This is a genomic window from Streptomyces sp. NPDC048419, assembly GCF_043200415.1.
In the GTDB taxonomy this organism is placed as follows: Bacteria; Actinomycetota; Actinomycetes; order Streptomycetales; family Streptomycetaceae; genus Streptomyces.
Window position 1 is genome coordinate 183,785 of record NZ_JBICXT010000014.1, and the last position, 21,479, is coordinate 205,263.

General features: G+C 71.5%; 18 protein-coding genes. 14 read left to right on the forward strand and 4 right to left on the reverse strand.

Going from position 1 to position 21,479, the window contains the following annotated elements:
- The first annotated feature begins 100 nt into the window (after positions 1–100).
- Genes hutU through hutI form a run of 4 tightly spaced genes read left to right on the forward strand, consistent with a single transcriptional unit; the run spans position 101 to position 5,563 of the window.
- Positions 101–1,765 (forward strand): urocanate hydratase, encoded by a 1,665-nt coding sequence (gene hutU / locus ACGFYN_RS27815; protein ID WP_393868602.1) that lies wholly within the window; start codon positions 101–103, stop codon positions 1,763–1,765.
- Positions 1,762–3,015, forward strand: coding sequence for an allantoate amidohydrolase (locus ACGFYN_RS27820; RefSeq protein WP_393868603.1), 1,254 nt, complete (start codon positions 1,762–1,764; stop codon positions 3,013–3,015). Before hutU ends, ACGFYN_RS27820 begins: the two co-directional genes overlap by 4 nt.
- On the forward strand, positions 3,012–4,352 hold the full coding sequence (locus tag ACGFYN_RS27825; protein ID WP_393868604.1) for a formimidoylglutamate deiminase: 1,341 nt from the start codon (positions 3,012–3,014) through the stop codon (positions 4,350–4,352). Before ACGFYN_RS27820 ends, ACGFYN_RS27825 begins: the two co-directional genes overlap by 4 nt.
- 38 nt (positions 4,353–4,390) lie before the next feature.
- Positions 4,391–5,563, forward strand: coding sequence for an imidazolonepropionase (gene hutI, locus ACGFYN_RS27830; protein WP_393868605.1), 1,173 nt, complete (start codon positions 4,391–4,393; stop codon positions 5,561–5,563).
- An 18-nt stretch (positions 5,564–5,581) separates the two neighbouring features.
- Here the strand turns inward: hutI and ACGFYN_RS27835 are convergent, their stop codons facing one another.
- Positions 5,582–7,147, reverse strand: a complete 1,566-nt coding sequence (locus ACGFYN_RS27835; protein ID WP_393868606.1) for an RICIN domain-containing protein — start codon at positions 7,145–7,147, stop codon at positions 5,582–5,584.
- A 192-nt stretch (positions 7,148–7,339) separates the two neighbouring features.
- Entirely contained in the window at positions 7,340–8,260 is a 921-nt protein-coding gene (locus ACGFYN_RS27840; RefSeq protein WP_393868607.1) for an RNA polymerase sigma factor SigF, read from the reverse strand.
- A 234-nt stretch (positions 8,261–8,494) separates the two neighbouring features.
- Between ACGFYN_RS27840 and ACGFYN_RS27845 the strand changes: the two genes are divergently transcribed.
- The 7 genes from ACGFYN_RS27845 to ACGFYN_RS27875 all read left to right on the forward strand — a co-directional run bounded on the left by ACGFYN_RS27845 (position 8,495) and on the right by ACGFYN_RS27875 (position 15,299).
- Entirely contained in the window at positions 8,495–8,872 is a 378-nt protein-coding gene (locus ACGFYN_RS27845; protein ID WP_384263904.1) for an STAS domain-containing protein, read from the forward strand.
- A gap of 216 nt (positions 8,873–9,088) precedes the next feature.
- Positions 9,089–9,613, forward strand: coding sequence for an ATP-binding protein (locus ACGFYN_RS27850; protein ID WP_393868608.1), 525 nt, complete (start codon positions 9,089–9,091; stop codon positions 9,611–9,613).
- A gap of 293 nt (positions 9,614–9,906) precedes the next feature.
- Complete coding sequence (gene serS / locus ACGFYN_RS27855) at positions 9,907–11,229, forward strand: serine--tRNA ligase (RefSeq protein WP_393868609.1); 1,323 nt, start codon at positions 9,907–9,909, stop codon at positions 11,227–11,229.
- A 156-nt stretch (positions 11,230–11,385) separates the two neighbouring features.
- Complete coding sequence (locus ACGFYN_RS27860) at positions 11,386–12,072, forward strand: LPXTG cell wall anchor domain-containing protein (protein WP_393868610.1); 687 nt, start codon at positions 11,386–11,388, stop codon at positions 12,070–12,072.
- 28 nt (positions 12,073–12,100) lie between these two features.
- On the forward strand, positions 12,101–12,928 hold the full coding sequence (locus tag ACGFYN_RS27865) for a hypothetical protein (protein ID WP_393868611.1): 828 nt from the start codon (positions 12,101–12,103) through the stop codon (positions 12,926–12,928).
- Positions 12,925–13,995, forward strand: a complete 1,071-nt coding sequence (locus ACGFYN_RS27870; RefSeq protein WP_393868612.1) for a hypothetical protein — start codon at positions 12,925–12,927, stop codon at positions 13,993–13,995. Before ACGFYN_RS27865 ends, ACGFYN_RS27870 begins: the two co-directional genes overlap by 4 nt.
- Positions 13,996–14,057: 62 nt before the next feature.
- The gene (locus ACGFYN_RS27875) at positions 14,058–15,299 is read left to right on the forward strand and encodes a hypothetical protein (RefSeq protein WP_393868662.1); all 1,242 of its coding nucleotides are present in this window, start codon (positions 14,058–14,060) and stop codon (positions 15,297–15,299) included.
- Between the two features lie 144 nt (positions 15,300–15,443).
- Here the strand turns inward: ACGFYN_RS27875 and ACGFYN_RS27880 are convergent, their stop codons facing one another.
- Positions 15,444–16,940, reverse strand: a complete 1,497-nt coding sequence (locus ACGFYN_RS27880) for an oligopeptide:H+ symporter (protein ID WP_393868613.1) — start codon at positions 16,938–16,940, stop codon at positions 15,444–15,446.
- A 296-nt stretch (positions 16,941–17,236) separates the two neighbouring features.
- On the opposite strand from ACGFYN_RS27880, the gene ACGFYN_RS27885 reads away from it, so the two are divergent.
- Complete coding sequence (locus ACGFYN_RS27885; RefSeq protein WP_384267095.1) at positions 17,237–17,914, forward strand: response regulator transcription factor; 678 nt, start codon at positions 17,237–17,239, stop codon at positions 17,912–17,914.
- 35 nt (positions 17,915–17,949) lie between these two features.
- Positions 17,950–19,224, forward strand: coding sequence for an ATP-binding protein (locus ACGFYN_RS27890; RefSeq protein ID WP_393868614.1), 1,275 nt, complete (start codon positions 17,950–17,952; stop codon positions 19,222–19,224).
- Positions 19,225–19,588: 364 nt separating this feature from the next.
- Here ACGFYN_RS27890 and ACGFYN_RS27895 read toward each other — a convergent pair whose 3' ends face one another.
- Positions 19,589–20,119: a GtrA family protein gene (locus tag ACGFYN_RS27895; RefSeq protein ID WP_393868615.1), complete on the reverse strand. Its 531-nt coding sequence runs from the start codon at positions 20,117–20,119 to the stop codon at positions 19,589–19,591.
- A gap of 215 nt (positions 20,120–20,334) precedes the next feature.
- Here ACGFYN_RS27895 and ACGFYN_RS27900 point away from each other — a divergent pair, with 215 nt between their 5' ends.
- Positions 20,335–21,474 (forward strand): 5-(carboxyamino)imidazole ribonucleotide synthase, encoded by a 1,140-nt coding sequence (locus ACGFYN_RS27900; protein WP_393868616.1) that lies wholly within the window; start codon positions 20,335–20,337, stop codon positions 21,472–21,474.
- Positions 21,475–21,479: the final 5 nt, after the last annotated feature.

Below are 21,479 nucleotides of genomic sequence, written 5' to 3' on the forward strand. Positions count from 1 at the left end.
TCCGCAGCTCGCCGACGCTGGCTCACGGATGTATTGACTAGTTCTATTCAGGAAGCCAAGATGTGAATAACGGCAGCAACAATCCGCTAGGAGGCAGACCATGTCAGGACCCCGCCCCGTACGAGCGCCGCGCGGTACGGAACTGAGCGCCCTGGGATGGCAGCAGGAAGCCGCCCTGAGGATGCTGCAGAACAACCTCGACCCGGAGGTCGCCGAGCACCCCGACAAGCTCGTCGTCTACGGCGGCACGGGCAAGGCGGCCCGCGACTGGCGCTCCTTCGACGCGATGGTGCGCACGCTGCGGACCCTCAAGCAGGACGAGACGATGCTCGTCCAGTCCGGCCGCCCGGTCGGCGTCATGCAGACCCACGAGTGGGCCCCGCGTGTCCTGATCGCCAACTCCAACCTCGTCGGCGACTGGGCCAACTGGGAGGAGTTCCGCCGCCTGGAGGCCCTCGGCCTGACCATGTACGGCCAGATGACCGCCGGTTCCTGGATCTACATCGGAACCCAGGGCATCCTCCAGGGCACCTACGAGACCTTCGCCGCGGTTGCCGCGAAGAAGTTCAACGGCACCCTCGCGGGCACGATCACCCTGACCGCCGGCCTCGGCGGCATGGGCGGCGCCCAGCCGCTCGCCGTCACCATGAACGACGGCGTCGCCCTCTGTATCGACTGCGACCCGCGCGCGATCGAGCGCCGCATCGAGCACCGGTACCTGGACGTGAGGGCCGACAGCCTGGAGCACGCCCTCCAGCTCGCGGTCGAGGCCCGGGACGCCCGCCGCCCGCTCTCCATCGGCCTGCTGGGCAACGCCGCCGAGCTGCTGCCGCGCATGCTCGCCGAGGGTGCGCCCATCGACATCGTCACCGACCAGACGTCCGCCCACGACCCGCTGGCCTACCTGCCGCTCGGCGTCGACTTCGACGACATGGCGGACGCCGCGGCCAAGGACCCGGCCGGCTTCACCACCCGGGCCCGCGAGTCCATGGCGAAGCACGTCGAGGCGATGGTCGGCTTCATGGACGCCGGCGCGGAGGTCTTCGACTACGGCAACTCGATCCGTGGCGAGGCCCAACTCGCGGGCTACGACCGTGCGTTCGCCTTCCCCGGCTTCGTTCCCGCCTACATCCGGCCGCTGTTCTGCGAGGGCAAGGGCCCCTTCCGCTGGGCCGCGCTGTCGGGTGAGGCGTCCGACATCGCCAAGACGGACAAGGCGCTCCTGGACCTGTTCCCCGAGAACGAGTCCCTCGCCCGCTGGATCAAGATGGCGGGCGAGCGGGTCCACTTCCAGGGCCTGCCCGCGCGTATCTGCTGGCTCGGCTACGGCGAGCGGGACAAGGCCGGCGAGCGCTTCAACGACATGGTGGCCTCCGGTGAGCTGGCGGCGCCGCTCGCCATCGGGCGCGACCACCTCGACTGCGGGTCCGTCGCGTCCCCCTACCGCGAGACCGAGGCCATGCTCGACGGGTCCGACGCGATCGCCGACTGGCCGCTGCTGAACGCCATGGTCAACGTCGCCTCCGGGGCGTCCTGGGTGTCCATCCACCACGGTGGTGGCGTGGGCATGGGGCGGTCCATCCACGCCGGGCAGGTGACCGTGGCCGACGGCACGAAGCTGGGCGGCGAGAAGATCCGGCGCGTGCTGACGAACGACCCCGGGATGGGTGTCATCCGGCACGTGGACGCGGGGTACGACATCGCGGACGAGGTCGCCGGCGAGCGGGGCGTGCGGGTTCCCATGCGCGAGGGTGACGACGCGTGACGCAGCCTGTGGCGACTGCCCGTCCAGGCAGCAGTTCCTTCCACTCGATGTGGCGCGAGCTGCTGCCGGTCGGGCGGCACCCCGACTCCCAGGGCTACCGGCGCTTCGCCTGGAGCGGGGCCGACTCGGAGTGCCGGGCCTGGTTCAAGGAGCAGGCCGAGGGACGCGGGCTCACGTACGAGGTCGACCGGAACGGGAACCAGTGGGCCTGGCTCGGGGATCCCGGTGCCGGGGACGCCGTCGTCACCGGGTCGCATCTGGACTCCGTGCCCGACGGGGGTGCCTTCGACGGGCCCCTCGGCGTGGTGTCCTCCTTCGCCGCGCTCGACGAACTCCGGGGCAGGGGCGTCCAGTTCGCGAGGCCCCTCGCCATCGTCAACTTCGGGGACGAGGAGGGCGCCCGGTTCGGGCTCGCCTGTGTGGGGTCCCGGCTCACCGCCGGGCAGCTCACCGTGGAGAACGCGCACCGGCTGACCGACGGTGACGGCATCAGCCTGCCCCGGGCCATGGAGTCCGCCGGGTACGACCCCGACGCCATCGGCGCCGACCCCGAGCGGCTCGCCCGTATCGGCGCCTTCGTCGAGCTGCACGTCGAGCAGGGCAGGGCGCTGGACCTGTCCGGCGACCGGGTCGGCATCGCCAGTGCCATCTGGCCGCACGGGCGCTGGCGCTTCGACTTCCGGGGTGCGGCCAACCACGCCGGCACGACCCGGCTGGTGGACCGGCGCGACCCCATGCTGTCGTACGCCGAGACCGTCCTCGCCGCCCGGCGCGAGGCCGAACTCGCCGGTGCCGTCGCGACCTTCGGCAAGATCGCCGTCGAGCCGAACGGCGTCAACGCCATCCCCTCCCTGGTCCGCGGCTGGCTCGACTCCCGCGCGGCCGACCAGGGCACGCTCGACACCGTCGTCGGCGGCGTCGAGCGGGCGGCCCGCGAGTACGCCGCCGCGCACGGCATCGACCTGGACGTCGTCCGGGAGTCCTTCACGCCCGTCGTGGAGTTCGACCACGCCCTGCGCGAGGAGCTGGCCCGCATTCTGGGCAAGGACACCGACATCTCCGTCCCCGTCCTGGGTACCGGTGCCGGACACGACGCCGGAATCCTCTCCGGGAGCATCCCGACCGCCATGCTGTTCGTGCGCAACCCCACGGGCGTCTCGCACTCCCCGGCCGAGTTCGCGGCCGAGGACGACTGCGTGGCCGGGGTGCTCGCACTCGCCGACGTACTGGAAGGACTGGCCTGCAGGTGACGCACACGCGGACGTACTGGCTGGAGCACGCCTGGCTCGACACATACGTCGAGCAGGGGGTCGCCGTCGAGGTGGCGGACGGCCGGATCGCGGCCGTCCGCACGGACGTGCCCACCCCGCCCCCCGGCGCCGAGATCCTGCGCGGACTGACGCTGCCGGGGCTGGCGAACGCCCACTCGCACGCCTTCCACCGCGCCCTGCGCTCCACCGTCCAGGTCGGCTCCGGCACCTTCTGGACCTGGCGCGAGGTCATGTACTCGTTCGCCGACCAGCTGACCCCCGAGAGCTACCACGCCCTCGCCCGCGCCGTGTACGCGGAGATGGCGCTGGCGGGGGTCACCGCCGTCGGTGAGTTCCACTACCTGCACCACGCACCCGGCGGCACCCCCTACAGCGACCCCAACGCGATGGGCGAGGCACTGATCGCGGCCGCCGCCGACGCCGGCATCCGCATCACCCTCCTCGACACCGCCTACCTCTCCTCCGGCTTCGGCGAGGCTCCCAACGTCCACCAGCTCCGCTTCTCCGACGGCAGCGCGGAGGCCTGGGCCGAACGCTGTTCAGTTCTCAAGGAACAGGATCACGCGCGGATCGGGGCGGCCGTCCACTCCGTACGGGCCGTGCCCGCCGGGCAGTTGGCGACCGTGGCGCGCTGGGCGGAGGAGCGGCGCGCCCCGCTCCATGTGCACCTGTCCGAGCAGACCGCCGAGAACGACGCCTGCCAGGCGGCCTACGGCTGCACGCCGACCCGGCTGCTCGCCGACCACGGCGTGCTCGGGCCGCGCACCACCGGTGTGCACAACACCCATCTGACGGACGAGGACATCGCGCTCGTCGGCGGCTCCGGCACCGGCACCTGCATGTGCCCGACCACCGAGCGCGACCTGGCCGACGGGATCGGCCCCGCCGTCGCCCTGCAGAAGGCAGGCTCGGCGCTCTCCCTCGGCTCCGACAGCCACGCCGTCATCGACCTGCTGGAAGAGGCACGCGCGATGGAGCTCAACGAGCGTCTGCGCACCCGCAGCCGGGGCCACTGGACCGCGGCCGCCCTGCTGCGCGCCGCGACCGCAGACGGCCACGCCGCCCTCGGCTGGGACGAGGCGGGCGCGATCGAGGCCGGTGCCCTCGCCGACCTGACGACGATCGCGCTCGACTCCGTCAGGACCGCGGGACCGCTGCCCAGACTCGGCGCCGAGACCGCCGTATTCGCCGCGTCCGCGGCGGACGTGCGGCACACGGTCGTGGCCGGACGGCACGTCGTACGCGACGGAGTCCACGCGCTCGTGCCGGACGTGCCGCAGGCGCTGGCGCAGGCCGTCGATGCCCTGCGCGGCTGACCGCCGCCCCGACCCCCGACACCCACGAGGACACGACGATGAGCAGCACCGTCATCACCAACATCGCCACGCTGGTCACCAACGACCCCTCCCTCGGTGACGGCTCCCCCCTCGGCCTGATCCAGGACGCGGCCGTCGTCGTCGACGGCGACCGCATCGCGTGGACCGGTGAATCAAGCAAAGCACCCGCCACCGACAATCGGTTCGACGCCGGTGGCCGGGCGGTCCTGCCGGGCTTCGTCGACTCCCACTCGCACCTCGTCTTCGCGGGCGACCGCACGCAGGAGTTCAACGCCCGTATGTCCGGGCGGTCGTACACCGCGGGCGGCATCCGCACGACCGTCGCCGCCACCCGCGCCGCGAGCGACGAGGAGCTGGCGGCCAACCTCACCCGCTACCTCGCCGAGGCGCTGCGCCAGGGCACGACCACCTTCGAGACCAAGTCCGGCTACGGACTCACCGTCGAGGACGAGGCCCGCGCCCTGCGCATCGCCTCCGCGCACACCGACGAGGTCACCTACCTCGGCGCCCACATCGTGTCGCCCGACTTCGCCGGCGACCCGGCCGCGTACGTCGCCCTGGTCACCGGCGAGATGCTCGACGCCTGTGCGCCGCACGCCCGCTGGATCGACGTGTTCTGCGAGAAGGGCGCCTTCGACGGCGACCAGGCCCGGGCGATCCTCACCGCGGGCAAGGCCAGGGGCCTGCACCCGCGCATCCACGCCAACCAGCTCTCCTACGGCCCCGGAGTGCAGCTGGCCGTCGAGCTGGACGCCGCCAGCGCCGACCACTGCACCCACCTCACCGACGCGGACGTGGACGCCCTCGCGAGCGGCCAAACGGTCGCCACCCTGCTGCCCGGCGCCGAGTTCTCCACCCGCGCCGAGTGGCCGGACGCCCGCCGTCTGCTCGACGCCGGCGCCACGGTCGCCCTGTCCACCGACTGCAACCCCGGCTCGTCCTTCACCTCGTCCGTCCCCTTCTGCGTCGCGCTCGCCGTACGGGACATGGGCATGACCCCCGACGAGGCCGTCTGGGCGGCCACCGCGGGCGGCGCCCGGGCCCTGCGCCGCGGCGACGTCGGCCGGCTGAACCTCGGCGCCCACGCGGACCTGATCGTCCTCGACGCCCCGAGCCATGTGCACCTCGCCTACCGGCCCGGCGTGCCGCTGGTCAGCGGCGTGTGGCGGCGGGGCGTGCAGGTGGTCTGACCCGGTGGGCCCCCGGCCTCAGCGGGCCCCCGCCCGCCACCGCTGCGCGGCGCCGCCGGTCAGCGGCCGCAGCGCCACCCCGTCGCCGTCGTAGGGCGTCACCGCGGTCTCGATGGCGATCGCGGGCCGGATGACGCCGTCGTCGTCGACGGTGAAGCGCAGGTTCTCGCCGTGGTCGCCGTGGGCCGAGTCGCAGTCCCAGATGCCCACGCCCCGGTCGACGTCGCCGCGGCTGTCGAGGCAGAAGCCGGAGTCGGCCGCGGACTGCACCACCCCGCGCGAGGCGTCGACGCGCCAGCGCTGGGTGCGGGAGCCGGAACAGGGAGTCGTCACCACGTCGGTGCCGTTCTCCAGGTCGCCGTCGCGGATGTCCAGGCAGAAGCCGGTGGCGACGTTCACGACCTGGGCGGAGGTGCCGTCCGGGGCGTGCGTGGGGGAGGGCGAGGGGCGGGGGGACTTCGAAGGCGGCCTGGCGCCGGAACTGTGCGTCGGGGACGGGGACTTGCGGGTCCGTGACGGCGAGGGCGACGGCGTGGGCGACACCGTCGCCGTGACCGTGACCTGCGGCGCGCCCGTCGGTGTGTGCACCGCGCCCACCGCCTGCTGGGGCGGCGCGGACGGTGCGCCGCCCCGCGTGAGAAGGAAGACGAGCAGCGGGGTGAGCGCCACGGCGAGGGCGAGCGCGACCAGCAGGAAGCGCCTCAGGGGCGGCCAGTTCGCCCCGTCCGCAAGGGCGTTGGGACGCGGCGCGTCGCTCGTCGCGTACGACGTGCCGGCCCATGGCAGCAGCCCGTCGGCCAGTGCGGCGCGCGGGGCGTCCCGCAGCGCCGACAGCTCCTCGTAGGCCGCCGTGCAGTGCGGGCAGTGCGCCATGTGGGCGTGCAGGTCGGCGCTGTCGCGCGGCGAGTCGGGCCGCACCGACTCCTCGATGAGCCGGCCGAAGTTGCCGCAGCTCGGGTCGTGCGAGACGGCGAGGCGGGAGCGCAGACAGACCTGCCTCATGGCCTGGAGCGCGGCGGCGGTCTCGTAGGCGACGTCCACGGGGGTCAGACCCAGCAGGACGGCCGTGCGCTCCGGTGTCTCCCGCTCCACGATGCCGTACCAGACCAGGCCCTGCGCGCGGGAGGAGAGCGCCTGGAAGGCGGTCAGCATGGGCGGCGTGGGGCCCTCGGGGCCCGATGTGCTCAGGACGAGCAGCAGACCGGGGTCGAGGCCGGCGGCGCGTTCGTCGGCGGCCCAGGACGCGGCCACCTTCCCGGTCAGCAGCAGGAGTTGCAGCCGCAGCGGAACCAGGGGCTCGGTGCCGCGGGCGGTCTGGCGGGCCGCCAGGGTGAAGGCCTGCGCGGCCAGTTGGCGGGCGGCGGCCTCGCTCGCCGTGCACAGCCGGGCGTAGTCGAGGACCGCCGGCTGATGCCGGGTGCGCAGCTCCTGCAGGGCCGGATAGACGGTGGGGGTGCTGGTGCGCAGCAGTTCGGTCAGCCGCGCGTCGGACGCGTCCGTATGCACCTCTTTGCGGGGGATACCCCCAGACCCCCGGCCGCCACCGGTCTCGACACCCTTGTCGGTCCCGTCGGCCCGAGCCATCCACCCGCCTCCTTGCACCCTTGCCGCCCGCCGGGCATCTGGCCTACCGGCGGGTATGGGGGCCCATAGTGAGGGATGGGAACCTCTGGGGAAAGGGTTTCTGTGGGTAACCCAAGAAACGCCTGAGCGCGGTGCGCCCCGGCGGTCCCGGGGCGCACCGCGCTCAGGCGGAGGCGTGTCACACGGCAGGCGTCACTCTTCGACGGTCAGGCCCTTGCGCAATCGCACCAGCGTCCGCGACAGCAGCCGCGAGACGTGCATCTGCGAGATGCCGAGCTCGTCCCCTATCTCCGACTGGGTCATGCCGGCGACGAAGCGGAGGGAGAGGATCTTCCGGTCCCGCGGCGGGAGTTCGGCGATCAGCGGCTTCAGCGACTCGACGTACTCGATGCCCTCGAGGCCGTGGTCCTCGTACCCGATCCGGTCCGCGAGCGCGCCCTCGGCGTCGTCCTCCTCCGGCTGGGCGTCCAGCGAGGAGGCGGTGTACGCGTTCGACGCCGCCATGCCCTCGACGACCTCGTCCTTGGACAGGTCGAGGCGCTCGGCGAGCTCGGCCACGGTCGGGGCCCGGTCCAGCTTCTGGGCCAGCTCGTCACCGGCCTTGGCCAGGTCGAGCCGGAGCTCCTGGAGCCGGCGCGGTACGCGCACGGACCACGAGGTGTCCCGGAAGAAGCGCTTGATCTCGCCGACGATGGTCGGCATCGCGAACGTGGGGAACTCGACACCCCGGGCCAGCTCGAAGCGGTCGATCGCCTTGATCAGACCGATCGTGCCGACCTGGATGATGTCCTCCATGGGCTCGCTGCGCGAGCGGAAGCGGGAGGCGGCGAACTTGACCAGTGCGAGGTTCAGTTCGACGAGCGTGTTGCGGACGTACGAGTACTCGTGCGTGCCTTCCTCGAGGGACTCCAGCCGCTCGAAGAGGGTCTTGGACAGCGCTCGGGCGTCTACGGGTCCCACTTCGTCGTACGGAGGGATCTCCGGGAGTCCGGCCAGCCCGGCAAGGGCGTCTGCGTCGCTGCCCTCAATGGGATCCAGATGTTCCGGAGAGGAAGCCGACGTCGCCTCCTGGGTGTGCGATGCGTCGAGCCGGGGTGACATGATGTCCTCCATCGTTCTCGGCATATGGCTGCCGAAGCCAGTGCGTGCACTGCGGTGTGCGGCGCCTCCAAAGCCGGCCGTGGCGAATACGTATCTCTAGCCCTACCTGCTTTCCTCCACCCGCCGCAAGTGCGTTCTGTGGGGATATGTCCGTTTGTGGGCGGATGTTCGGGTGTCGGAGAGTGTGAGGAAGGCGTAGTGTTCCAGGGCGTGAGTCAGCAGCCACGACGTCGGGAGAAAGACGGCATGGACCGTGGGACGGTCGGCAGCGCACAGTCTGGCCGGCTACTGGTGGAGGTCAGGGAAGAAGGCCCCAGTGCCGTCGTGACTCCGGCGGGTGAGTTGGATCACCACACCGCCGATCTGTTGCGTGAGCCACTCGAGGAATGCCTCGCCAAGGGATTCAGCCGGCTCGTCGTGGACTGCTCGCGGCTGGAGTTCTGCGACTCCACGGGCCTCAACGTACTGCTCGGCGCCCGCCTGAAGGCGGAGGCCGCAGGGGGCGGGGTGCACCTCGCGGGCATGCAGCCCGTGGTGGCGCGCGTCTTCGAGATCACCGGGGCGGAAGCGGTCTTCAGTGTTCATGACACGCTCGAGGCGGCCCTGGCCGACACGGCCGGCTGAGCCTCCGGCGGCCCGTGCCCGTGTTCCGGCCGGGCCGCTCCTGCATGACCGGCACTTTCCGGGCGTCCCGCCCCCGGTGTCGAACAAGGGGGTGTTCCGCCGGTTCGGTCGGGCAGGAGACATTCTGAACAAGTCGGTGGCGCAGCGACGAGTCCACCGTCGATCTACGTACTGACTCTTGAATCATGAACGGTGAATCGGTGAGGTGAAGCGCTGATGAGCACCACCCGGCCTTGCTCGCCGGGCGACCGCGGCCCGGAGCCCAGCGGCGCTTCCGTGGCGTCCGAAGGTGACGTGTCCGCATCGTCGGCCGCGCCCGGGTCGCCCGGGGGTGGCCAGGTCCGCAGGCTGAGCTTCGACGGCGAGAGCGGCGTCGTGCCGCTCGCCCGCGACTTCACCCGCCAGGCGCTGTACGCGTGGGGCTGGCTGCCCGCCGCCACGGCCGACCGGCGGGCCGCCGCCGAGGACGTGCTGCTCGTCGTCTCCGAGCTGGTCACCAACGCCTGTCTGCACGCCGAGGGCCCGGACGAGCTGTGGATCACCTGCGACAACAAGGTCATCCGCCTCGAGGTCTCGGACAAGGGGACGGGCCAGCCGGCCCCGCGCACCCCGCACCGCGCGGGCCGCCCCGGCGGGCACGGCATGTTCATCGTGCAGCGGCTCTGCCTGGACTGGGGCGTCGTACGGGCGCCGGGGGTCGCGGGCAAGACCGTGTGGGCGGAGCTGGGCGCGCCCGCGTAAATCGCTTGGCCGGCCCGGGAGCGCCTGCCTACTCTCGTCCGCAACGCGCTGACGGAGACAAGTAGCCCGGACCCACGCGAGCCGAGAGAGCCGCCCCCGCTGTGACGGCGGCCTCGCGTCCCGGTGCCAATCCCCTCCCGAGTGCGGGGAGGCAATGCCCCGCCGGCCGGCCCCCGTCATCGGGCCAGAACGAGACCGTCCCGCGGGCGTGCATCGCCTACGCAGGACGGTGAAGGCGTGGTGGCACCGCGAGCACCCTCTCGCCCACGCCCCGAGGGAACAGCCCCGGGGCGGTGCGTACCGCTCCGGACGACCGGACGGAGCGCGAGATGCTCGACGTCACCCTCATCCGACGCCATCCCGACCAGGTCCGCGAAGGTCTGCGCAAGCGCGCCGTCGACGTGGACATCCCGGCCTTCCTCACCCTGGACGCCGAGTTCCGCGAGGCCCGCGCGGCCGTGGAGCGGCTGCGCGGCGAGCGGCGGCGCATCTCGGCCGACATCGCCGTGCGGCGGCGGGCGGGCGAGGCGGCCGGGGAACTCCAGGCGGAGGCAAGAGATCTGGCCGGCCGGCTGGCTGGGGCCCAGGCCGCACTCGGCAGGCTGGCCGGGCCGCACCAGGACTTCCTCGACGGCCTGCCCAACCTCCCGGACGACGACGTCGTCGCGGGCGGCAAGGAGAACAACCAGGTCGTACGGACCGCGGGGGCGCCGCCCGCCTTCGGCTTCGCGCCCAAGGACCACGTGCAACTCACCGAGGACCTTGGGCTCGTGGACCACAGGCGGGGCGCGGCGCTCGCGGGCAACGGCTACTGGATCTACCGGGGCGAGGGCGCCGCCCTGGAGTGGGCGCTGCTCAACCACTTCCTCGACACGCACCGTGCGGCGGGCTACGAGTTCGTGCTGCCGCCGCATCTGCTGACGCACGAGGCGGGCTACGCCGCAGGGCAGTTCCCGAAGTTCGCCGACGAGGTCTTCCATGTGGACGACCACTTCCTGCTGCCCACGGCCGAGACCGCGCTGGCGAGCCTGCACCGCGGCGAGACCCTCGACGAGCGTGAGCTGCCACTCAAGTACGTGGCCTACACGCCCTGTTACCGCAAGGAGAGCGGCGGTTACCGCACCGCCGAGCGCGGCACACTGCGCGGCCACCAGTTCAACAAGGTCGAGCTGTTCCAGTACACGCGCCCCGAGGACTCGGCGGCCGCCCAGCTCGAACTGCTGGCCCGCGCCGAGGAGTTGGTCGCCGCGCTGGGCCTGCACCACCGGGTCACCCAGCTCGCGGCCGAGGACACCAGCCCCGCCCAGGCCAAGACGTACGACGTGGAGGTCTGGCTGCCCGGCCTCGGCGGCTACGCCGAGGTCAGCTCGGTCTCGAACGCCCGCGCCTACCAGGCCCGCCGCGGCGGCGTCCGCTACCGCCCGCAGAACGGCGGGAAACCGGCGTACGTGCACACGCTCAACGCCTCGGGCCTCGCCACCAGCCGTCTGCTGCCCGCGATCCTGGAGCAGCACCAGCGGGCCGACGGCAAGGTCGCGGTGCCGGAGGTGCTGCGGCGGTGGGGACTGCCCGAAGTGCTGGGCACCACCCGCACACGGGCCCCGGCCCGCCCCTGAGTTACCGAGGGTCACCCTCTCCACCCGGCACACCACCCGTGCGCGCCGGATCCCCACAACTCCGGCGCGCACCGTCTCTTCCCTCCTCAAGACCCCGGGCGTACCTTGACGGCCAAATCTGATGTGCCGTCAGGAACTCGCAGAGGGAGCGGAACCGTGTCGTACCGGAAACGAACCGCCGCGTTCGCGTCCGCCGCGGCCCTGGCCGGCTCGGTGGTGCTGCTCACCGCCCCCGCAGCCGAGGCCAAGGTCGTCGACGTCAACTACCAGTGCAAGACACCGATCGGGAACAAGAGCGCCGTCTCGCCCATCGACATCAAAGGCGTCAAGAGCGGCGGCGGCTACAAGCTGACCATGTCCTGGCAGAAGGGCGTCTCATCCAGCCCGGTCGAGCTGGGCAAGGGCGCGATGAGCCCGAGCGCCGTCATCAAGGTCGGCGGCGCCGACAGCGGCACGGTGAACGTCTCCGGGCCCGCCAACCAGGCCGCCATCCCGGCCAACACCCCCATCAAGATCAACGACTTGACGGGTACGTACACGCCGCGGAAATCCGGCAGCGTCACCTTCACGCCGGGCGTGCTCACCATCAAGGCGCTGGGCACCACCACCACCTGCACGCCGTCCAACAGCCCCGGTCCGGCACTGACGCTGGACGTGACGGCGGCGAGCGGCGGCTCCTCCGGCGGCACCAGCCAGAGCGGCAGCGAGTCGGGTTCCTCCCTCCCGCAGACCGGCCCCGACGACTCCGCCATCGCGCTCGGCACGCTCGGCGGCACCGTGCTCCTCGTGGGCGCGGCGGGCGCGCTGTGGATCACGCGGAGGAACCAGCAGGCCCAACGCTGACCACTGCCACGACCGCTGGAGCCGCCGGATGTCGCCTGCCGCCCGTGTCCTGTTCGTGTCCCTGCTGCTGGTGCTGGCCGCCGCCCCGCCGGCCCGGGCCGACGACGGCTGGTCCCTCGCGCCGGCCGGCGGCGGGCGCCCGTCCTTCTACGCCGAGGGCGCGCCCGGCGCGGTGCTGCGGGACACGGTGTCCGTGACCAACCGCGGCGCCCGGGGGGTCACGGTACGGCTGAGCGGCAGCGGCGTCGACGTCACCTTCGCCGAGAGCCGGGTGCGGGTACCGGCCCGCACCCGCGCCGACGTCCCGTTCACGGTCGGCGCGCGCGAGGACCGCACCGGCTCGATCGTCGCCCGCGGCAGCGACGGCCGGACGGCCACGGTCCCGGTCCGCCTGCGGGTGGGCGGACCGGCCCTGTCCGCGCTGACCGTCGAGCACGTCGCGGTGCACGGAGACGGCATCTCCTACGAGCTGGTCAACCGCGGTACGACCACCCTCGTACCGCGTCTGGCCGTGCACGCGGACGGTCTGTTCGGACCGGTCCTGGACCGCGCCCCGCGCACCCTGCCGGTGCACCTCGCGCCCGGCCGCCGTGTGCGCCTCACCGAACCCTGGTCCGGCCGTCCCGCCCTGGACGCGGTCGACGTACGCCTGACCGTCACGGCACCGGGCGGCGCGCACGACGCGGCCGGAGCGTCGGCACGGTTCGTGCCCTGGGCCGCGGTGACCGGAACCGCGGCCGCGGCGACCGCCGGGACCACGCTGCTTCTCCTACGACGTCGCAGGCGCCGTACGGCCGACGGTGAGGCGCCCGAATCCCCGCGTACGGAAGTCGAGTTGACGGGAGCGGCGACGTGAACCGCAAGGTGTGGACGGCGGCCGTGCTCGCGCTGCTCCTGCTGGCTGTGACGGCGGGTCCGGCGACGGCGGACGGGCCCGGAGTGAAGCTCTCCAAGTCCCAGGCGGGGACCGGTGGTTCGATCACCGTCAGCGGCACAGGATGGCGGCCGCACGCGCTGCTGATGATGCTGATCTGCGGGCAGTCGGTGCCCGCGCGGGGCGTGATCGGCGGCACCAACTCCTGTGCCAACGCGGACGGCAGGGCCGTCACCACCGACGCCAAGGGCTCCTTCAGCAAGAAGCTGCCGGTCTCCGAACCGCCGGTGCCGTGCCCGTGCGTGGTGCACGTGGCCACCGTCACCGGCGCCAGGTCCGACGCCGACGCGATCTTCCAGGTGGCCGGGCACGCGGTCGAACCGCTGCCCGCCGACACCCTGGGCGGGCGTCTGTCGGTCCTGACGGACACCCGGCTCGACGGTTCGAGCGGGCTGCTCACCTGGTTCGGCGCGCCGCCCTCGCGCACGCTGGTCTTCACCGTCGGCAACGTCGGCACCACCGCAGTCAGGAACCCCGTCTTCCAGGTCGGCACCTCCCACGGCGTGTTCGCCCCGCAGTGGGAGGACCAGCAGTGGCGCGGCACCATCCAGCCCGGCAAGAAGGCGCAGATCAAGCTGCCCGTCGAGCTGACGGCGGGCGCGCACGGCGACTACGACGTCTCGCTCAAGTACACCGGGAAGGTGCTCGCCGAGCAGCCCTGGGGCGTGGGCCGGCCCTGGGGCGTGACCCTGTTCTGGATCCTGGTCTGCCTGGTCGTGCCGGCTGCGGTGTTCCGCGCCGGGATGGCGGTCGTGGACCGGGTCCGGCCGCGGCGCGCGGGCGGCCTCAGGCACCGCGGTCTGCGGATGCCCGAACTCACCCTGCGCATGCCGAAGTTCAGCCCCAGGGAGGCTCAGGAGCCCCCCTCGAACTCGACCCTGCCGTGGTTCACCCCGGACTCCGATCCGGGCACGGCCGGTCGGCTCTCCGCACCGCACGACGACAGCCCGACGAGTCCAACGACTCCCACCACGAAGGGACCCACGTGAGAAAGCGAAGGAGAGTCACACCGGCCGGCACGGGGAGGGCGGGTGCGGCGGGTGTCGCGCTGGTGCTCGTCGGCGCCGGGGCCCTGCTGGGTCTGGCCGCCGGATCCGCGCAGGCCGCGGAGGTGTCGTTCACGACGCACTGCGTCCCGCCCGCGGGCATCGACCCCGTCGACGGCACCACGAAGGTGGAGGTCACCGCACCGGCCACGGCGAAGGTGGGCGACACGGTGACGGTCGTATGGAAGTTCGCGCAGGCCGCGTCGAAGAACCCGGACATCATCGACCTGCCCGCGAACTCGGTCCAGCCGTCCGGGACGCTCAAGGCGGCCGGTGCGCAGGCCGCGGACATCGCGATGCAGGGGGCGCGTGAGAACCCGGCGATCCCCAAGGGCGCGGCCATGGTGCTGTCCGACATGAAGGGCACCCTGAAGCTGACGACGCCGGGCGAGGTGACACTGACCCCGGACGCGTACACCGTCAACGCCATGTCGACGGACACGAAGTGCACGCCGACCCAGACGGTGCAGAAGGCGGCGACGATCGAGGTGACGCCGGGCGACGGAGGCTCGTCGAGCACGACGCCGGACCCCACGGACTCGGCCTCGCAGTCGACGTCTCCCTCGGCCTCGGCCTCCGGCACCTCGGACCCGTCGGCGTCCGCCGGTGACGGCACAGGCAGCGACCAGAGCGACTTCACGGGCAAGGAGGTGGACATCCCCTACACCTGCCAGTCGCCGATCGGTGAGAAGAAGGCGACCTCGCCCATCCAGATCAACGCCAAGAAGAGCGGCGGGAGTTTCGGTCTCACCGTGCAGTTCAAGAAGTCGGTGATGGACAGCCCGGCCGACATCCCCAAGGGCTCGGTGAAGCCGTCGATGGAGGTCGTGCTCGGCGGCGCGGACAAGGGCACCGTGCACGTCGAGGGCCCGACGAACGCCAAGGACATCAAGTCGGGCGAGCCGATCGAGATCCCCGAACTCACCGGCACCTACAAACCGGGCGCCGACGGCAGGTCGACGCTCTCGCCGGGCGTCCTCACCATCAACGCCTTGGGCACGACCACCACGTGCAAGCCGGACAGGACGGCGGTCTCCCTGACGCTGGACACCTCGGCCCAGGCGAGCGGCGCCTCGGGCGGCTCGTCGACCTCGGGCGGCACGTCGTCCTCGTCGTCGAGCGGTGGCCTCGCGGAAACGGGCTCCGACGACCACGGCGCCCTGAAGGCACTGGGCCTGGTCGCCGGCACGGCGGTCCTGCTGGGCGGAGCGGTCTTCACCTTCATGCCGAAGCGCCGGACACGCTGAGTCTCACGTACGGCAGGGAGTCTTACGTACGGCGAGGAGTCTCAGGTACGGCGAGGAGTCTCAGGTACGGCGAGGAGTCTCAGGTACGGCGAGAGGGTCACCGCACAAAAACGTGCGGTGACCCTCTCGCCTGCCAGGACCACGTCAGTGGACGTCGCCCATGAGCTCCCTGACCCGCTTGCGGTACATCCACACGGCCACGCCGGCGAACACCGCGAGCACGGCCTGCAGGGCCACGATGCCCGTCTTGTTGAGGTCGACGCCGGCGATGGAGAGCAGACCGGTCGTGGCGTCACCGGCGGTGACGGCCAGGAACCAGACACCCATCATCTGGGAGGCGTACTTCGCGGGCGCCATCTTCGTGGTGACCGACAGGCCGACCGGCGAGAGCATCAGCTCACCGACGGTCTGGACGAAGTAGATGCCGACCAGCCACATCGCGGCCGCCTTGTGACCGCCGTCGGCGATCGAGAGCGGGGCGAGGAAGAGGAAGAAGGACGCGCCGATCAGGACCAGACCCCCGGTGAACTTCACCGCGGTGCTCGGCTCCTTGCCACGGCGGGCCAGCGCCAGCCACGCCCAGGCGAAGACCGGCGCGAACGCCATGATCATGACCGGGTTGACGGACTGGTACCAGGAGACCGGGAACTCCCAGCCGAAGACCGTGTTCTTCGCCGAGGACTCGGCGAACAGCGACACGGTCGAGCCGCCCTGGTCGTAGATCATCCAGAACACGGCGGCGGCGACGAAGAACCAGATGTACGCCGACATCTTCGACTGCTCGGCGCGGTTCAGTTCCTTGTCCCGCTTGATGCGGGCGATCACGACGACCGGGATGAGCAGACCGGCGATGGTGATCGGCACCAGCAGCCAGTTCAGCGTGTAGACGCCGGAGACGCCGACGATGACGTAGAAGACGGCCGCGACGCCCGCCCACAGGGCGGCCTTCGTCAGCGTGGCCTTCTTCTCCGCGTCCGTGAGCGGCGTCGGGACGATGTCCGAGCGCGCGTCCAGGTGGCGGGTGCCGAGCAGGAACTGGGCCAGACCGAGCGCCATGCCGAGCGCGGCGAGCGCGAAGCCGAGGTGCCAGTTGACGTTCTCACCGACGGTGCCGATCACCAGCGGCGCGGCGAAGGCGCCCACGTTGATGCCGATGTAGAACAGCGTGAAGCCACCGTCGCGGCGTGGGTCGTCCGGGCCGTCGTAGAGGTGGCCGACCATCGTGGAGATGTTGGCCTTCAGCAGACCGGAACCGATGGCGACGAGGCCGAGGCCCGCGTAGAAGGTGCCGGAGTTCGGCAGCGCCAGGGTGAGGTGGCCAAGCATGATGATCGCGCCGGCGACCGCCACGGTCTTACGGGGTCCGAGGACGCGGTCGGCGAACCAGCCGCCCGGGAGGGCGAGCAGGTACACGAGCGAGAGGTACACCGAGTAGATCGCTGTCGCTGCCGCCGCGTTCAGGTGCAGGCCGCCCGGTGCCACCAGGTACAGCGGGAGCAGTGCCTTCATGCCGTAGTAGGAGAATCGCTCCCACATCTCGGTCATGAAGAGTGTGGCCAGACCGCGGGGGTGGCCGAAGAAGGTCTTCTCGGAGCCGGGGGTGCCCGGGCGTACCGAGTCCTTCGTCAAGCTGGACGCCATGGTTGTTCCTTGCTGGTGGGGGTCTACCGCACACAAAAGAGACCTTCGGCGTGAATTGGTCGCCAAAGGTCCCCGCAGTGCTACAGGCGTGGATTCACCATACGGCAGGACACTGCCGGATATGGAAGGACTTGAGACGCGGATCACAGGCGATCAAGGAACCGTACGCGCCTTTTCCAAGGTCTCTACGAGGATCCCACCGCTAAGACACAGGTTCGCCCCTGTGCGACCAAAGGTAAGAATCACCAGCGCCGATCACACCACAGCACATGTCAAGAGCGGACTACCATCACCTCATGACCCGTGTACTGCTCGCCGAGGACGACGCGTCCATCTCGGAGCCGCTGGCCCGCGCACTGCGCCGGGAAGGTTACGAGGTCGAGGTGCGCGAGGACGGACCCACCGCGCTCGACGCCGGAATGCAGGGCGGCGTCGACCTGGTCGTGCTGGACCTCGGGCTCCCCGGCATGGACGGTCTGGAGGTGGCCCGCCGGCTGCGTGCCGAGGGCCACACCGTGCCGATCCTCATCCTGACCGCGCGCGCCGACGAGGTGGACACCGTCGTCGGCCTCGACGCCGGCGCCGACGACTACGTCACCAAGCCCTTCCGCCTCGCCGAACTGCTGGCCCGCGTCCGGGCCCTGCTGCGGCGCGGTGCGGCGGAGCCGGCGCAGCCGCCCGCGACGCACGGCGTGCGGATCGACGTGGAGTCGCACCGGGCGTGGATGGGCGAGGAGGAACTCCAGCTCACCGCCAAGGAGTTCGACCTGCTGCGGGTTCTCGTGCGGGACGCGGGCCGGGTCGTCACCCGCGACCAGCTGATGCGCGAGGTCTGGGACACCACCTGGTGGTCGTCGACGAAGACGCTCGACATGCACATCTCCTGGCTGCGCAAGAAGCTCGGCGACGACGCGGCGAACCCCCGGTACATCGCCACCGTGCGTGGCGTGGGCTTCCGGTTCGAGAAGAGCTGAGCCCCCACCCGTAGGCCGACCCAGGTACAGAGGACATGCGCCGCCGCCTGATCCAGTCCACGCTCGCCGTGGTCCTCGTCGTGATCGCCGTCTTCGGCGTGTCCCTCGTCATCGTCGAGACACGGACGATCAGCAACAGCGCCCAGGAGCGGGTCAGTTCCGAGGCGCAGCGCCTGGCCAGCATCGTGGACAGCCGTCTCATCGGGGCGGGGACCGTCAGCGCGGACGTCCTGAAGAGCCAGGTCACCGGCGACCGCTACGCCGTCGTCGAGATCCCCGGGCAGGCGCCCATCGAGGTCGGCTCCCAGCCCCGGGGCGAGGTGATCCGCGGCCGGGCCACGGGGGAGGAGGGCGAGCGGGTCGTCGTCGAGGAGCCGCGCTCGACCGTCAGCCGTGAGGTCGGCCGTACGCTGCTGATCATCGCCCTGGTCGCGCTGCTCGCCGTCGTGGCCGCCGTGCTGCTGGCGATCCGCCAGGCCAACCGGCTCGCCTCCCCGCTCACCGACCTCGCCGAGACCGCCGAACGACTCGGCTCCGGCGACCCGCGCCCGCGGCACAAGCGCTACGGCGTCCCGGAGCTGGACCGGGTGGCGGACGTGCTGGACGGCTCCGCCGAGCGCATCGCCCGTATGCTCACCGCCGAGCGGCGGCTGGCGGCGGACGCCTCCCACCAGTTGCGTACGCCGCTGACCGCGCTGTCGATGCGGCTGGAGGAGATCACCCTCACCCACGACCCGGAGACGGTGAAGGAGGAGGCCAATGTCGCGCTCACGCAGGTGGAGCGGCTGACGGACGTGGTGGAGCGGCTGCTCACCAACTCCCGCGACCCGCGCACCGGCAACGCCGTCTCCTTCGACCTCGACGAGGTCATCCAGCAGCAGCTCGCCGAGTGGCGCCCCGCGTACCGCAGTGCGGGCCGGGCGATCGTCAGCTCGGGCAAGCGGCATCTGCAGGCGGTCGGCACGCCGGGCGCCGTCGCCCAGGTGCTCGCCGCGCTGATCGAGAACTCCCTGATGCACGGCGGCGGCACGGTGGCGCTGCGCACCCGCGTCACCGGCAACCAGGCGGTCGTCGAGGTCACCGACGAGGGCCCCGGCGTCCCGGCGGATCTGGGCGCCCGGATCTTCGAGCGCACGATCAGCGGGCGCAACTCGACGGGGATCGGCCTGGCCGTGGCACGCGACCTAGCGGAGGCGGACGGCGGCCGCCTGGAAATGCTCCAGACCCAGCCCCCGGTCTTCGGCCTGTTCCTCTCCCGCACCCCACCCCTGAAACGACCGACGTCGGACCCGGAGCCGACGGTCAGGTAGCGGCGGTCGACCGAGATACGGGTCGCGGACGGCCGACCGAGGTACGGGTCGCGGACGGTCGGCTGAGGCGCTCCGGGTGCGAAGCCGCTGCGCTCAGGCCGACCCGCCGCTCGTGCCCCCCGCCGTGGACGGCGACTGGACTGAGACGCGACTCGCCGACCGGCTGTGTGCGGTGGCTGGGCTGACGCGCGGCGTGTGGTGGCTCGCCGACCCGCTGCGTGCGACGGCTGAGCTGGGGCGCGGCTGCCGGCTGCCGCGGCTGACCGGATCGGCCGATCCGCTGTGGGCATCCGTGCAAGCCGGCCCGCCGCGGGCGGCCCTTCAAGCCGTTCAAGCCGACCCGCCGCAGGCGATCGCGTGGCTCTCAGCTGACCCGTTGCTTCGGCTTCGGGTGGTTGAGGTCGGGGGTGGGGGCCGGGGCGGGGTCGGCTTCCTCCAGGAAGGACTCCGCGTCGGCGACGGCCTCGCGGGCCGGCAGGGTCCGGAACACCCAGGTGCGGTAGGACCAGAAGCGGAACAGCGTGCCGAGGCCGATGCCGACGACCTTGAAGATGTTGCGCTGCAGCGAGCTGTCCCAGCCGAAGCCGTAGATCGCGGCGTACAGGACGCCGTTCTCGATCACCAGGCCGACCACGCTGAAGGCCAGGAACAGCGTGAGTTCCTTGGTCCGTGCGCCCTTGTCGCGGTCGCGGTAGGTGAAGTAGCGGAAGCCCAGATAGTTGACGCAGATCGCGACGACCGTGGCGATCACGTTGGCGCGCACCGCCTGCAGGCTGGTCAGATGCCACAGCAGATTGGAGACGCCGAAGTTCACGACTGTGCCGAGCGCGCCCACCGCACCGAATTTGGCGATCTCGTGTGCGAGCCTTCGCAGCCCTGAGGAACCCTGTCCCATGGTCCGAAGGCCCCCGTTCGATAGGTGTGTGGTCGATTTCGTCAACCCAGCCATGCTAACCATCGCCCTTCATAAACTCCTGTGGATGCGCTCACAGGTCGGAAACAGGTTGGGAAGAAGGGGGGAAGAGGGGGAAACGTCCGGGAAGAGCCGGGTAAGAGCGCCGGAAAACGGCCGGAAACAGGTCGCGCCGGCGCGGCCGATACCCTAGGTGTGTGACGTTCCCGGTAGTCGGCATGGTCGGCGGAGGCCAGCTCGCTCGTATGACACACGAGGCAGGCATCCCGCTCGGCATCAGGTTCAAGCTCCTCAGTGACACCCCGCAGGATTCCGCGGCGCAGGTCGTCGGTGATGTCGTCGTCGGCGACTACCGCGATCTCGACACGCTGCGCGAGTTCGCGAAGGGCTGCGACGTGATCACCTTCGATCACGAACACGTACCCACCGAGCATCTGCGTGCTCTGGAGGCGGACGGCATCCCCGTGCGCCCCGGCCCGGACGCGCTCGTGCACGCCCAGGACAAGGGGGTGATGCGCGCCAAGCTCGACTCCCTGGGCATTCCCTGCCCCCGGCACCGGATCGTGAGCGACCCGGACGACGTCGCCGCGTTCGCGGCCGAGGGCGACGGCTTCCCCGTCGTCCTGAAGACGGTCCGCGGCGGCTACGACGGCAAGGGCGTTTGGGTCGTCGACTCCGCCGAGGAGGCCGCGGACCCGTTCCGCGCCGGCGTCCCGGTCCTCGCCGAGGAGAAGGTCGACTACGTACGGGAGCTGGCGGCGAACGTCGTACGGTCCCCGCACGGCCAGGCCGTCGCCTACCCGGTCGTGGAGTCCCAGCAGGTGAACGGCGTCTGCGACACGGTCATCGCCCCCGCCCCCGACCTCGACGAGGCCCTGGCGCTGAAGGCCGAGCGGATGGCCCTGTCCATCGCCAAGGAACTGGACGTCGTCGGCCACCTCGCCGTCGAGCTGTTCCAGACCCGCGACGGCCGCATCCTCGTCAACGAGCTGGCGATGCGCCCGCACAACTCCGGCCACTGGAGCCAGGACGGCGCGATCACCAGCCAGTTCGCCAACCATGTGCGCGCGGTCCTCGACCTCCCGCTCGGCGACCCGCGCCCGCGCGCCCGCTGGACCGTCATGGTCAACGTCCTCGGCGGTGACTACCCGGACATGTACTCCGCGTACCTGCACTGCATGGCCCGCGACCCCCAGCTGAAGATCCACATGTACGGCAAGGACGTGAAGCCCGGCCGCAAGGTGGGCCACGTCATCACCTACGGCGAGGACCTGGACGACGTCCTCGAGCGCGCACGGCACGCAGCCGGCTACCTGAGAGGCACGATCACCGAATGAGCCCC

Coding starts and splice junctions, on each gene's coding strand:
- ACGFYN_RS27895 (WP_393868615.1), bottom strand. CDS start 20,119: ATGGGACAGGGTTCCTCAGGGCTGCGAAGGCTCGCACACGAGATCGCC.
- ACGFYN_RS27880 (WP_393868613.1), bottom strand. CDS start 16,940: ATGGCGTCCAGCTTGACGAAGGACTCGGTACGCCCGGGCACCCCCGGC.
- ACGFYN_RS27890 (WP_393868614.1), top strand. CDS start 17,950: ATGCGCCGCCGCCTGATCCAGTCCACGCTCGCCGTGGTCCTCGTCGTG.
- ACGFYN_RS27850 (WP_393868608.1), top strand. CDS start 9,089: ATGAGCACCACCCGGCCTTGCTCGCCGGGCGACCGCGGCCCGGAGCCC.
- ACGFYN_RS27865 (WP_393868611.1), top strand. CDS start 12,101: ATGTCGCCTGCCGCCCGTGTCCTGTTCGTGTCCCTGCTGCTGGTGCTG.
- hutI (WP_393868605.1), top strand. CDS start 4,391: ATGAGCAGCACCGTCATCACCAACATCGCCACGCTGGTCACCAACGAC.
- ACGFYN_RS27845 (WP_384263904.1), top strand. CDS start 8,495: ATGGACCGTGGGACGGTCGGCAGCGCACAGTCTGGCCGGCTACTGGTG.
- ACGFYN_RS27840 (WP_393868607.1), bottom strand. CDS start 8,260: ATGGAGGACATCATGTCACCCCGGCTCGACGCATCGCACACCCAGGAG.
- hutU (WP_393868602.1), top strand. CDS start 101: ATGTCAGGACCCCGCCCCGTACGAGCGCCGCGCGGTACGGAACTGAGC.
- ACGFYN_RS27885 (WP_384267095.1), top strand. CDS start 17,237: ATGACCCGTGTACTGCTCGCCGAGGACGACGCGTCCATCTCGGAGCCG.
- ACGFYN_RS27835 (WP_393868606.1), bottom strand. CDS start 7,147: ATGGCTCGGGCCGACGGGACCGACAAGGGTGTCGAGACCGGTGGCGGC.